This is a genomic window from Pseudomonas paraglycinae, from assembly GCF_021601625.1.
Classification (GTDB): Bacteria; Pseudomonadota; Gammaproteobacteria; order Pseudomonadales; family Pseudomonadaceae; genus Aquipseudomonas; species Aquipseudomonas paraglycinae.
Map to the genome: position 1 here is coordinate 474,816 of NZ_BQHR01000002.1, position 13,426 is coordinate 488,241.

Genomic DNA, 13,426 nt, shown 5'->3' on the forward strand with positions numbered 1-13,426 from the left:
CTGTGGCTTTCGTTCAACTCGCCGATGGCGAACTGCATTACTCATTGGAAGGCCCGGCCGATGCGCCGGTGCTGGTGCTGTCCAACTCGCTGGGCACCGACCTGCACATGTGGGACGTGCAGATGCCGGCCTTCACCGAACATTTTCGCGTGCTGCGTTTTGATACGCGCGGGCACGGCCAGTCGCTGGTGACGCCGGGCCCTTACAGCATCGAGCAACTGGGCCGAGACGTGCTGGCGCTGCTGGATGCGCTGCATATCGAACGCGCACATTTCTGCGGTCTGTCGATGGGCGGCCTGATCGGCCAGTGGCTGGGGATCAATGCCGGCCAGCGTCTGAACAAACTGATCGTCTGCAACACCGCGGCAAAAATTGGCGATCCGTCGGTGTGGAACCCGCGCATCGAAACCGTGCTGCGCGACGGCCCGGGGGCGATGGTTGCGTTGCGTGATGCATCGATTGCCCGCTGGTTTACCCCGGACTTTTCGGCCTCCAACCCGGCCGCAGCCAAGCAGATCACCGACATGCTGGCCGCGACCAATCCTGAAGGTTACGCCGCCAACTGCGCGGCGGTGCGCGATGCGGATTTCCGTGAGCAGTTGTCGTCGATCACGGTGCCGTTGCTGGTGATCGCCGGTACCGAAGATGCGGTGACGCCACCGTCCGGCGGGCACTTCATCCAGGAGCATGTGCGCGGCGCCGAGTACGCCGAGTTTTATGCGGCGCACCTTTCCAACGTTCAGGCCGGCGACGCGTTCAGCGACCGCGTGCTGACCTTTTTGCTGGCCGATTGAGGGGATTTCCGTGGACGAGAAACAACGTTACGACGACGGCATGCAAGTGCGCCGCGCGGTGCTCGGCGACGCTCACGTCGATCGCAGCCTGACCACGCTGACCGAGTTCAATTCGGAATTCCAGGAGATGATCACCCGTCACGCCTGGGGCGATATCTGGACCCGCCCGGGCCTGCCACGCCACACCCGCAGCCTGATCACCATCGCCATGCTGATCGGCATGAACCGCGAGGGTGAACTCAAGTTGCACCTGCGGGCGGCGGCCAACAATGGCGTGAGCCGTGGCGAGATCAAGGAAGTGATCATGCAGAGCGCGATCTACTGCGGGATTCCGGCAGCGAATGCGACGTTCCATCTGGCCGAATCGGTGTGGGATGAGCTGGGTACCGAATCCCGCGAGTAATCGTTGAATTCGAAGGATCGCAGCCAGTTGAAGGCTGCGATCCTTTGAACTTCACGCCTTGGCAACAATGAAAATCCGCTTGAACGCAAACAACGTATGGCCATTTTCCTCCTGCGGATAATGCGCATGCACCCGCCTCAGGTAGTGATAGATAAAGCGCGCCTGTTCCTCTGACGTCAGTCCCTGCATCACCGGCCGCAGCGCCGAGACCTTTACCCAGTCATAAACCGGCGACTTGCCGTCGACCACCTGCAACTGCTCGGTTTCCCAGATATCCAGCGACTGCGTCAGCGGCGCGAGCAAACGGTAGTAATCCTCCAGCGGCAGCAACGGCCGCGCCGCCATGCGTTGACGCAATTGCGCAGTGCCGATGGGGCGACCGCAGGGTCCGGCGTCGTCGAGGGTGTCGAGCATCAGCCGATACCACAGCGCATCGCGCCAGTCCGGCATATGCGCGGCCAGACAACCGCCGGGATTGAGGTGGCGAAGCAATCCCGGCAACAGCGTTCTATGGTCATCGATGAAATGCAGCACGGCCGCGGCGAACAACAGGTCGGCCGGCTTGCGGGGTTTCCAGTGTTGCAGCTCGGCGTGTTGCCAGCGCGCCTTGATCGGCAGGCAACGGGCGACCTCAAGCATGTCTTTCGAACTGTCGATGCCTTTGATATCTGCCTGCGGCCAGCGATCGGCCAGAACCTTGGTGGCAATCCCGGTGCCGCAACCGAGGTCATAAATGCGCTGAGGATTGTGCAGGTCGACACGGCCGAGCAATTCATCGACCGGTTGTTGCCTGAGACGGGAAAACTGCTGGTACGCCCGGGCGTCCCAGTCTTTGTCGACGGGAGCCGGTTTGAGTCGGGTGATCATGAGGTCGTCCTCCGGTGATCAGCAGGGTCTTCCGATGACAACCTGGCCAAGTCTTGGGGACCTACATCAACAGATAACGGAAGCGAAGAGGGTGGAGCACCTGAGTCCTTCAGGTTTTTCCACTTTAAATGATGGCTGGCGTAACGCCAGCCATTCGGACAGGCGGCTTAGAGCAAACTGATCGGATAGCTGACGATCAGGCGGTTCTCGTCGAACTCGTTGTTGCTGAAGTCGCGGCGCATGGTCGAGTTGCGCCATCTGACGTTCAGGTTCTTCAGCGCACCGCTCTGCACGGTGTAGCCCAGTTCCGATTCGCGGCCCCATTCCTTGCCGTCGGTGATGGTGCCTGTGTGCACGTTGTCGCCACTGATGTAGCGGTTCATCAGGGTCAGGCCGGGGATGCCCAGGGCAACGAAGTTGTAGTCGTGACGCACCTGCCAGGAGCGTTCCTGCGCGTTGTCGTAACTGGCGTTGTAGCTGTCGTTGGCCAGGGTGCCGCCGCTGGTGCCGTTGACGCGCATCCAGGCGCTGTCGCCGGTGAGTTTTTGCAGGCCGACGTAGAAGGTGTGGCCACCGTATTTTGCCGAGAACAGGCCTGACCAGGTCTTGTTGTCGAGGTCGCCGGCGCGGGCACTGCCGTCGTCCTTGCCGTAGAAGAAGCCGAGGTTGGCGCCGAGGGTCCAGTCGCCGATTGGCTGGCTGTGGATCAGGTTGACGTATTGCTGGCTGTAGATGTCCTTGAGCTCGGCGTTCCACAGACCGATCTGGGTACGCTTGTCGTTGAATACGTATTCGCCGCCCTGGAAGTTGAAGCGGTCGGAGGTGAAGGCGGCTTTGCCGGTCATCGACATGTCGCTCATGCTGCTGTCGTCGCGCGGGCTGTTGGCGCGGAACTGGCCGCCGTAGAGGGTCAGGCCGTCGATTTCCTTCGAGGTGATCTGGCCGCCGCGAAAGGTCTGCGGCAGCGAGCGGCCGTCGTCCGAACGCAGGATCGGCAGCACCGGCATCCATTCGCCGACCTTCACTTCTGTTTGCGACAGCTTCGCCTTGAACGCGACGTTGGTGCGGCCGAAGTTGTCCGCCGGGCGACCGTCATGATCCAGTGGCAGCAGTTGCGTGCCGCCGGTGCCTTTGCCGCCATCGAGCTTCACCGAGTACAACCCCAGCACATCCAGGCCGAACCCGACGGTGCCATGGGTGAAACCGGACTTGGCGTCGAGGATGAAGTTCTGCGTCCACTCTTCAGCCTTGCCCTGGGCCTTGGTCGGGTTGGTGAAGTTGCGGTTGATGTAGAAGTTGCGCAGGTTCAGGTTGACCTTGGCCCCTTCGATAAAACCGGCTTCTTCAGCCGCAGCGGGCAGCGCGATGCCGGCCAGGGCGAGGGCGATCAGGCCGGGAAGTGCGTAGGGCGCAGGGGAGGTTGTCATGGGCTCGGGTCTCTCTTGTTTTTTTGGGGCAAACGGGGGCGCTGCGGCCGTTTTTCAAGGCGCAGACATTCGATGGATTCAGAGGCGAAGCGGCGGCGATCAGCCGGGAGGAGCAGGGCGCGGGAGCATGGTGTCGAACCTGTTGTTATTGGTTTTGTGGCTCGAATGGTGCGGGGCGCGGGCGAGGCGATTCAATCGGCGAAAGTGAAATTTGGGCGATTATCGAACGCAAGATTTGCGGGCAACAAAAAGCCCGCCAATCGGCGGGCTTTTTGTGTTCAGCGGATGATCAGAACAGCTTCATCTTCGGTGCTTCTTCTTTGAGCGGCTCGTTCTGCGCGGTCTGCGCATTCCAGCCACCGCCCAGGGCCTTGTACAGGTTGACCGCACTGGTCAGCTGCGCGAGGCGGTCGGTGATCAGCGATTGTTGCGCGCTGAACAGCTGACGCTGGGCATCAAGGAAGGTCAGGTTGCTGTCGACGCCAATGCGATAGCGACGCTCGGCCAGGCGGTAGTAATCCTGGTTGGCGGCGACGAAATCACGCTGGGCCTGCAACTGCTCGGTGTAGGTCTGGCGCGCTGCCAGGCCGTCGGCGACTTCCTGGAAGGCCGTTTGAATGGACTTCTCGTAGTTCGCCACGCCAATGTCCTTCTGGATCTTGGCGTAGTCGAGGCTGGCGCGCAGGCTGCCGGCGTTGAAGATCGGCAGGTTGATTTGCGGCTGGAACAGCCACGTGCCCGAACCGCCCTTGAACAGGCCGGACAGGTCCGGGCTCAGGCTGCCCGCGTTGGCGGTCAAGCTGATGCTCGGGAAGAACGCTGCACGGGCCGCGCCGATGTTGGCGTTGGCCGCCTTCAGGTTGTACTCGGCCTGAAGGATGTCCGGACGACGTTGCAGCAGATCCGACGGCAGGCCGGCCGGCACGTCGGCCAGCAGGTCATCCGACAGCGGTTTGGCCGCTTGCAGGTTGGCCGGTACGCCGGTGCCGAGCAGCAGGGTCAGGCTGTTTTCGTCCTGGGCGACCTGGCGGGTGTAACGCGCCAGTTGTGCCCGGGCGTTCTCAACCGAAGTACGCGACTGCGCCAGGTCCAGCGCCGAAGCCACACCGACTTCGTTGCTGCGGCTGGTCAGCTTGTAGCTTTCCTCGAAGGCACCGAGGGTGTCCTGAGTCAGCTTCAGCAGTTCCTTGTCGGCCTGCCAGGTCAGGTAGGCGTTGGCCACGCTGGCCACCAGGCTGATCTGGGTGCTGCGGCGCGCTTCTTCGGTGGCGAAGTATTGCTGCAGCGCTTGTTCGCTCAGGCTGCGAACCCGACCGAACAGGTCTAGTTCGTAGGCGCTGATGCCGACGGTGGCGGAGTAGGAGCTGGTGATGCTCGACTCACCGGTCTGCGACGCACGGGCCGGAACCCGCTGACGGCTTCCGCTGGCATTGGCCGACACGGCCGGGAACAGGTCGGCGCGCTGGATGCGGTATTGAGCCGCATAGGCGTCGATGTTCAGCGCCGCGACACGCAGGTCGCGGTTGTTTTCCAGGGCGACCTGGATCAGCTGTTGCAGGGCCGGGTCATGGAAAAACTGCTTCCAGCCCTGTTCGGCAGCGGCCTGCGCCGGTGCCTGGGCCGGCGAGTACGCCGGACCCTGCGGGTATTGGCCCGCCACCGGTGCTTCAGGCTGCTGATAATCCGGTATCAGCGAGCAACCGCTCAGCACGAAGGCGGCGACTGCGATGGAGAGTAGCGACTTGCTCATTGGCCAGCCTCTTTAGGAGTTTCTATGGTGTCATCCTTGCCGGCGTTTTTGCGCTGACCCATGGACGACACAGTGACGAAGAACAGTGGAACCCAGAAAATCGCCAGGATCGTTGCGGTGAGCATACCGCCAATCACGCCGGTACCGATCGCGTGTTGACTGCCCGAGCCTGCGCCGGTGGAGATAGCCAACGGTACAACACCGAGGACGAAGGCCAGCGACGTCATGATGATCGGTCGCAGACGCATGCGGCAGGCTTCGATGGCCGCATCGCGCAGACTGCGTCCCTGCTCGTGCAATTCCTTGGCGAACTCGACGATCAGAATGGCGTTTTTAGCCGCCAGACCAATGGTCGTCAACAGACCCACCTGGAAGTACACGTCGTTCGACAGACCGCGCAGGCTGGTGGCCATCAACGCACCGATGATCCCCAGCGGTACCACGAGCATGACCGCGATCGGAATCGACCAGCTTTCATACAGCGCCGCCAGACACAGGAACACCATCAGCAGCGACAGGGCGTACAGCGCCGGAGCCTGCGAGCCGGACAGGCGTTCTTCGTACGACAGACCGGTCCACGAGATACCCACGCCGGCCGGCAGTTTCTTGGCAATCGCCTCGACTTCGGCCATCGCTTCACCGGTGGAGTAACCCGGCGCCGGGGCACCAAGGATCTCGACCGCTTCAACGCCGTTGTAACGCGCCAGCTTCGGCGAACCGTAGATCCACTCGCCCTTGGCGAATGCGGAGAATGGAACCATGGTGCCGGAGGCGTTGCGCACGTACCACTTCTTCAGGTCTTCCGGGCTCATGCGCGAGTCTGGCCGGCCCTGCACGTACACCTTCTTCACCCGACCACGGTCGATGAAGTCGTTGACGTAGCTACTGCCCAATGCAATCGACAGGGTGTTGTTGATGTCGGAGATCGTAATGCCCAGGGCACTGGCCTTCTCGTCGTCGATTTCCAGCTGGAATTGCGGCTCGTCGTTCAGACCGTTCGGACGGACCTGGGTGAGCACCTTGCTCTGCGCGGCCATGCCGAGGAACTGGTTGCGTGCAGCCATCAACTTCTCGTGACCGATACCGGCGCGGTCCTGCAGGAACACGTCGAAACCGGTGGCGTTACCCAGCTCCAGTACTGCTGGCGGGGCGAAGGCGAACACCATCGCATCGCGGAAGCTGAAGAAGTGCTGCTGGGCGCGGGCGGCGAGTTTGAACACGCTGTTGTCGGCGTTACGTTCGTCCCACGGCTTGAGCATGATGAACGCCATGCCCGAGCTCTGGCCACGGCCGGCGAAGTTGAAGCCGGTCACGGTGAACACCGAGGCTACGGCGTCGCCTTCACCGCCATCCTTGGTCGGACGCAGCAGGAATTCACGCATTTCATCCACCACCACCTGAGTGCGCTGGGCACTGGAACCGGCTGGCGTCTGCACCTGGGCGAACAGAACGCCCTGGTCTTCTTCCGGCAGGAACGCGGTCGGAATGCGGGTGAACAGCCAGATCATGCCGACCACGATCAGCAGGTAGGCCAGCAGGTACGGTGCCTTGCGCGACAGCATGTTGCCGACACCGCGCTCGTAGCTGTTGACGCCTCGGTCGAAATTGCGGTTGAACCAGCCGAAGAAACCTTTTTTCGGCGTGCCGTGCTCACCGTGCGGAATCGCCTTGAGCATGGTGGCGCACAGCGCCGGGGTGAAGATCAGCGCGACCAGTACCGACAACGCCATGGCCGACACGATGGTGATCGAGAACTGCTTGTAGATCACACCGGTGGAGCCGCTGAAGAACGCCATCGGCAGCAATACCGCCGACAGTACCAGGGCGATACCGACCAGGGCGCCCTGGATCTGGCCCATGGATTTCTTGGTCGCTTCCTTCGGTGACAAGCCTTCTTCGCTCATCACCCGTTCGACGTTTTCCACCACGACGATGGCGTCGTCCACCAGCAAGCCGATGGCCAATACCATACCGAACATGGTCAGGGTGTTGATGCTGAAACCGGCCGCCGCGAGGATGCCGAACGTACCGAGCAATACCACCGGCACGGTCATCGTGGTGATAACCGTGGCGCGGAAGTTCTGCAGGAACAGGAACATCACCAGGAACACCAGCGCAATCGCTTCGACCAGGGTGTGAACCACGCCTTTGATCGACTCGGTCACCACCGGGGTGGTGTCGTACGGGAACACCACTTCCATGCCTTGCGGGAAGAACGGCTTGAGGTCGTCAATCGTCTTGCGCAGTGCTTTTGCAGTGTCGAGGGCGTTGGCGCCGTTGGCCAGTTTCACCGCCAGACCGGAAGCCGGGCTGCCGTTGAACTGGGCGCTGATCGCATAGTTCTCGCCACCCAGGCCGACGTCGGCGACGTCTTTCAAGCGAACCTGCGAGCCGTCCTTGTTGACCTTGAGCAGAATCTCTTTGAACTGCTCGGCGGTCTGCAGACGGGTCTTGCCGATGATCGTGGCGTTCAGTTGCTGGCCCTGCACGGCAGGCAAGCCGCCGAGCTGACCGGACGACACCTGGACGTTCTGCGCCGCAATCGCGGTTTTCACGTCGACCGGGGTCAGGTTGAAGTTGTTCAACTTGGCCGGGTCGAGCCAGATGCGCATCGCGTACTGGGCACCGAAGACCTGGAAGTCACCGACACCGGCGGTCCGCGAGATCGGGTCCTGCATGTTCGACACGATGTAGTTGGACAGGTCGTCCTTGGTCATGCTGCCGTCACGCGACACCACGCCGATCACCAGCAGGAAGTTCTTCACTGCCTTGGTCACGCGGATACCCTGTTGCTGCACTTCCTGCGGCAGCAGCGGGGTGGCCAGGTTCAGCTTGTTCTGGACCTGGACCTGCGCGGTGTCGGAGTTGGTGCCCTGCTCGAAGGTCGCGGTGATGGTCATGCTGCCGTCGGAGTTACTTTCCGAGGACACATAACGCAGGTTGTCGATACCGTTGAGTTGCTGCTCGATCACTTGGACCACGGTGTCCTGAACCGTCTGTGCCGAAGCACCCGGGTAGGTCACGGAGATCGCAATGGCCGGTGGCGCAATGCTCGGGTACTGGTTGATCGGCAGTTTCAGGATCGAAAGTGCCCCGACCAGCATGATCACCAGGGCAATTACCCAGGCGAAAATCGGACGGTCGATGAAAAATTTTGACATGGATTACTCCCCTTTGCCGCCGGCGGCTTTGTCAGCTGCCTGTGCGGGGGCCGGGTTCTTGTTGCCGACATTGGTCGCTTCGGTCGGTTTGACCTCAACACCCGGTTTGACGAATTGCAGCCCTTCGGTGATCAGGCGATCGCCAGCCTTCAGGCCGTCTTCGATCAGCCACTGGCTGCCGACAGTGCGGCTGGCCTTGAGCTGGCGCAGTTCGACTTTGTTGTCCGGGCCGACGACCAGCGCGGTCGGGGTGCCTTTGAGGTCGCGGGTCACGCCTTGCTGCGGTGCGAGGATCGCGGCGCTGTTCACGCCGGCCTGCAACTGTGCGTGGACGAACATGCCCGGCAGCAGGGTGTGATCCGGGTTCGGGAACACCGCGCGCAGGGTCACGGAACCGGTGGTCTGATCGACCGACACTTCGGAGAATTCCAGCTTACCGTCGAGCTTGTACTGGCTGCCGTCTTCGAGGGTCAGCTTGACCGCAGCGGCGTTGTCGCCAGCCTTTTGCAGGCGGCCACTTTCCAGTTCGCGGCGCAGTTCCAGCAATTCGACCGAGGACTGGGTGACGTCGACGTAGATCGGGTCCAGTTGCTGGATCACGGCCATCGCGTCGGTCTGGCCGCTGCTGACCAGCGCGCCTTCGGTCACCGAAGAGCGGCCGATACGACCGGAGATCGGTGCGTAGACCTTGGTGTAGCGCACGTTGATCTGTGCGGTCTGCAACGACGCTTCCGATTGCAGGCGGTTGGCCACGGCGGTGTCGTATTCCTGACGGCTGACGGCCTGCTCGTCGACCAGTTGTTTGTAGCGGTCGGAGATCGACTTGGTCGAACGCAGGTTGGCTTCGGCGCTTTTCAGGGTCGCTTCATAGACCGACGGATCGATCTGATACAGCTGCTGGCCGGCTTTGACATCGCCGCCTTCCTTGAACAGACGCTTGAGAATGATGCCGTTGACCTGCGGACGAACTTCGGCGATGCGGAACGCACTGGTGCGGCCCGGCAGTTCGGAAGTCAGGGTAAAGGCTTGTGGTTGCAGGGTGACGACGCCGACCTGAGGAGGTGGTGCGGCGGGAGCCGCCTCTTCCTTTTTACATCCGCTGAGCAGCGATGCCAGGGCGACGGCAGTGACCAGAGCGGTAACAGCTGGCTTGAATTGCATGAAGATCCTCGGGTCAGGCGCGCGAAAAGCGCACAAGAAGTGTGGAAGGGTAAAAAAGGGTTACCGGGTGGATAAGTAGCTTGCTAAGGAATATACTTACGTTCATGGTTGTTTGTAAACACCTTGGCGTCGTATCCACCCTGTTACAAAAGTCGTCGCAAGGTCTGAAATTGTAGGCCGGGGAGCCGATCCGCGAGAGATCAACCCTTTTTTATTCAGCGGATATCCAGCCATCCCTGAAACATCCTGTTTGAGGTTTTACTGCCATGGTTCGTCGTACCAAAGAGGAAGCTCAGGAAACGCGCAGCCAGATTCTCGAAGCGGCCGAGAAGGCCTTCTATGAGCGGGGCGTGGCCCGCACGACCCTGTCGGACATCGCCACCCTGGCCGGGGTGACGCGCGGTGCCATCTACTGGCACTTCAGCAACAAGGCCGATTTGCTGCAAGCCATGCTCGATACCCTGCATGAGCCGCTGGACGAACTGGCCAAGGCCAGCGAAAGCGAAGACGAGCCCGATCCGCTGGGCTGCATGCGCAAATTGCTCATTCATTTGTTTCATCAAGTTGCGCTGGACCCGAAGACCCGGCGTATCAACGAAATTCTGTTTCATAAGTGCGAGTTCACCGATGAAATGTGCGATCTGCGCCAACAGCGCCGGACCGCCAGCCTCGATTGCAATGTGCGGATCGCGCTGACATTGAGTAATGCGGTCAATCGTGGGCAGTTGCCGGCAGACCTCGACACTGCCCGGGCAGCCATCAGCATTCACGCCTATATTGATGGCCTCCTTTATGGATGGCTATTGGCGCCAGACAGCTTCGAACTGTACGCCGAGGCCGAGCGCTGGGTCGATACCGGGCTGGACATGCTGCGCCTGAGCCCCAGCCTGCGCAAATGAAACAAAATTCGTTATTGGATCAGTTTGTGTCAATGACAGAGGAGGGTGAAGATCCCTGTTCACTCGCCCCGCTGCAACGGGATGCTTTTATATACCTCTGCGGCACGGGTTGATATGTAGCGAGCTACGTATTTTGTAGGGATTTTGTGTCGAGCCTGTGAACGAATGTGAGCGGCTCGCCCACCCGGCGACCAATAGAAAGCCCCCGACTCTCGCGAGTCGGGGGCTTTTGTGTTTCTGCGGTGCGGCTTACAGCGTCGGGTAGTCGAGGTAGCCGACCGCGCCTTTGCCGTAGAAGGTTTCCGGGTGCGGTTCGTTCAGCGGCGCATCCGCCTTCAAACGAGCCGGCAGGTCCGGGTTGGCAATGAACGGGATGCCGAATGCCACGGCGTCAGCCTTGCCCTCGGCCAGCCACGCGTTGGCGCTGTCCTTGGTGAAGCGTTCGTTGGCGATGTACGCGCCGCCGAAGGCTTCTTTCAGTTGTGGGCCGAGGCTGTCGGCACCTTCTTTCTCGCGGGAGCAGATGAAGGCGATGCCACGCTTGCCCAGCTCGCGGGCGACGTAGGTGAAGGTTTCGGCCAGGTTGTCGTCACCCATGTCGTGGGAGTCGGCGCGCGGTGCCAGGTGTACGCCGACACGGCCGGCGCCCCAGACTTCGATCGCGGCGTCGGTCACTTCCAGCAGCAGGCGGGCGCGGTTTTCCAGGGAGCCGCCGTAGATATCGGTGCGCTGGTTGGTGCTGCTTTGCAGGAACTGGTCGAGCAGGTAGCCGTTGGCGCCGTGGATTTCCACGCCGTCGAAACCGGCTGCCTTGGCGTTCTCTGCACCGACGCGGTAAGCGTCGACGATGTCGGCGATTTCAGCGGTTTCCAGTGCGCGCGGGGTTGGATAGTCGGCCAGCGGGCGAACCAGGCTGACATGGCCTTTTGGCTGGATGGCGCTCGGTGCAACCGGCGTTTCGCCGTTCAGGTACGACGGGTGGGAGATCCGGCCGACGTGCCACAGTTGCAGGACGATCTTGCCGCCGGCGGCGTGAACGGCTTTGGTCACGTTGGTCCAGCCGCGCACCTGATCGTTGGACCAGATGCCCGGGGTGTCCGGGTAGCCGACGCCCATCGGGGTCACCGAGGTGGCTTCGCTGAGGATCAGGCCGGCCGAGGCGCGCTGTACGTAGTACTCGGCCATCAGCGCGTTGGGTACGCGGCCTTCGTCGGCGCGGCAGCGGGTCAGCGGCGCCATGATGATGCGGTTGGACAGCTCAAGGTCGCCCAGTTTGATCGGATCGAAAATTGTTGCCATGAGATACAACCCTCGTGAGGTAAGTGAGTGAATCAGTTAGCGGTGGCCAGCTCGGGATTGCCGTTCTGGCGGAATGTGATCAGGGTTACCAGCAGTGCCAGGACCGCGAGTGCTGCGGCAGCAAGAGGCACGCTGGTCAGGCCGTAGCCGTGGGCGATGACGCTGCCGCCGACCCAGGCGCCGAGGGCGTTGCCGACGTTGAAGGCGCCGATGTTCAGGGTCGACACCAGGTTCGGTGCGGCCTGGCCGTAGGTCACGACGTTCACTTGCAGGGCCGGTACGGCGGCGAAGCACGCGGTGGCCCAGAGGAACAGGGTGATTTCGGTCGGGATCAGCGCGATGCTGGTCCAGGTCAGGACGGTGGAGGTCACGGCCATGGCGATGAACACGCCGATCAGCGTCGCGGCCAGGCCCTTGTCAGCCAGTTTGCCGCCGATGATGTTGCCGACGGTCAGGCCCAGGCCGATGAGCATCAGAGTCCAGGTCACGCCACGGGGCGAGACACCGGTGACATCACCCAACAGCGGAGCGACGTAAGTGAACAGGGTGAACACCGAGGCGGCGAACAGCGCGGTCATGCTCAGCGACAGCCAGATACCGGCGCCTTTGAGCGCGGCCAGTTCGGCGCGCATGTCGAGTTTTTCTTCGTCACGCTTGGCCGGCAGGAAGCGGATCAGGCCGATCAGCGCGATCACACCGATCACGGTCACTGCCCAGAAGGTCGAGCGCCAGCCGGCTTCCTGACCGAGCGCAGTGCCCAGCGGTACGCCCAGCACGTTGGCCAGGGTCAGGCCGGTGAACATCAGGGCCACGGCCGAGGCGCGTTTGTTCGGCGCCACCAGGTTAGCCGCGACCACCGAACCGATGCCGAAGAACGCACCGTGGCAGAGGGCTGTAACGACACGGGCGAACATCAGCACGTTGTAATCAGTGGCGATGGCGCAGAGCAGGTTGCCGATAATGAAGATGCCCATCAGCGTAACCAGTGCAGCCTTGCGCGGCAGTTTTGCAGTGGCCATTGCCATGAACGGTGCACCAATCGCCACGCCCAGGGCGTAGCCGGTCACCAGCCAGCCGGCGCCGGGGATCGACACACCGAGGTCGGCCGCCACATTGGGCAGCAGGCCCATGATGACGAACTCGGTGGTGCCGATGGCGAAGGCGCTCAAGGCGAGTATGAGTAGCGAGAGGGGCATCGTTTGATCCTTTTGGCTGGCTGACGTTAAGGGTCAGAGCTCTTTGCTGAGGGTGCTGAGGAACGCCTGGATCACGTCCTCGTTGCGTTTGAAAAAGTGCCACTGGCCGGCTTTCTGGCTGCTGATCAGCCCGGCCCGTTGCAGGGTGGCCAGGTGGGCGGAAACGGTCGATTGCGACAGGCCGCAGCGTTGATCGATCTGCCCGGCGCAGATGCCGTACTCGTGGTTGTGGATCTGTTCCGGAAACTGGGCTTTCGGGTCTTTCAGCCAGTTGAGGATGTCTCGCCGTACTGGGTGTGCCAGGGCTTTTATTATTTCGTCGAGGTCAATGTTCATGGCTGGGTGCTCGTGATGTGTGTAGCGCTATATCGCGATGAGGCGAACTTTATATCGGTACTTCGCGATACACCAATATGAATTTGATCTGACGACCGCATAAATCGGTATATCGGGTTATAACGATATGTGA

General features: G+C 61.6%; 11 protein-coding genes. 3 read left to right on the forward strand and 8 right to left on the reverse strand.

The features are described from left to right. The first annotated feature begins 2 nt into the window (after positions 1-2). Both pcaD and pcaC read left to right on the forward strand, forming a co-directional pair. Positions 3-794, forward strand: coding sequence for a 3-oxoadipate enol-lactonase (gene pcaD / locus L6D82_RS04430; RefSeq protein WP_236188202.1), 792 nt, complete (start codon positions 3-5; stop codon positions 792-794). Positions 795-804: 10 nt separating this feature from the next. Next, the gene (gene pcaC / locus L6D82_RS04435) at positions 805-1,197 is read left to right on the forward strand and encodes a 4-carboxymuconolactone decarboxylase (protein ID WP_011332825.1); all 393 of its coding nucleotides are present in this window, start codon (positions 805-807) and stop codon (positions 1,195-1,197) included. 51 nt (positions 1,198-1,248) lie between these two features. Here pcaC and L6D82_RS04440 read toward each other — a convergent pair whose 3' ends face one another. The 5 genes from L6D82_RS04440 to emhA form a co-directional block, all read right to left on the reverse strand. Further along, positions 1,249-2,064 (reverse strand): methyltransferase domain-containing protein, encoded by an 816-nt coding sequence (locus L6D82_RS04440; protein ID WP_236188203.1) that lies wholly within the window; start codon positions 2,062-2,064, stop codon positions 1,249-1,251. A 167-nt stretch (positions 2,065-2,231) separates the two neighbouring features. After that, on the reverse strand, positions 2,232-3,491 hold the full coding sequence (locus L6D82_RS04445; protein ID WP_236188204.1) for an OprD family porin: 1,260 nt from the start codon (positions 3,489-3,491) through the stop codon (positions 2,232-2,234). A 289-nt stretch (positions 3,492-3,780) separates the two neighbouring features. Next, complete coding sequence (gene emhC, locus L6D82_RS04450; RefSeq protein WP_129973609.1) at positions 3,781-5,241, reverse strand: efflux RND transporter outer membrane subunit EmhC; 1,461 nt, start codon at positions 5,239-5,241, stop codon at positions 3,781-3,783. After that, positions 5,238-8,402, reverse strand: coding sequence for an efflux RND transporter permease subunit EmhB (gene emhB / locus L6D82_RS04455; RefSeq protein ID WP_129973608.1), 3,165 nt, complete (start codon positions 8,400-8,402; stop codon positions 5,238-5,240). Before emhB ends, emhC begins: the two co-directional genes overlap by 4 nt. 3 nt (positions 8,403-8,405) lie before the next feature. Then, positions 8,406-9,563: an efflux RND transporter periplasmic adaptor subunit EmhA gene (emhA, locus tag L6D82_RS04460; protein WP_085748207.1), complete on the reverse strand. Its 1,158-nt coding sequence runs from the start codon at positions 9,561-9,563 to the stop codon at positions 8,406-8,408. Between the two features lie 266 nt (positions 9,564-9,829). On the opposite strand from emhA, the gene emhR reads away from it, so the two are divergent. Then, a complete protein-coding gene (emhR, locus tag L6D82_RS04465; protein WP_007957850.1) occupies positions 9,830-10,462 on the forward strand; it encodes an efflux system transcriptional repressor EmhR in 633 nt (210 codons plus the stop codon). 249 nt (positions 10,463-10,711) lie between these two features. Here the strand turns inward: emhR and L6D82_RS04470 are convergent, their stop codons facing one another. From L6D82_RS04470 to L6D82_RS04480, 3 genes are read right to left on the reverse strand one after another with little or no spacing between them, the layout of a single operon-like run. Beyond that, entirely contained in the window at positions 10,712-11,761 is a 1,050-nt protein-coding gene (locus L6D82_RS04470; protein WP_085605421.1) for an alkene reductase, read from the reverse strand. A gap of 32 nt (positions 11,762-11,793) precedes the next feature. Further along, positions 11,794-12,957, reverse strand: coding sequence for an MFS transporter (locus L6D82_RS04475; protein WP_011332833.1), 1,164 nt, complete (start codon positions 12,955-12,957; stop codon positions 11,794-11,796). 33 nt (positions 12,958-12,990) lie between these two features. Further along, positions 12,991-13,293 carry an ArsR/SmtB family transcription factor gene (locus L6D82_RS04480; protein WP_007957866.1) on the reverse strand — a complete coding sequence of 101 codons (303 nt, stop codon included), beginning with the start codon at positions 13,291-13,293 and terminating at the stop codon, positions 12,991-12,993. Positions 13,294-13,426: the final 133 nt, after the last annotated feature.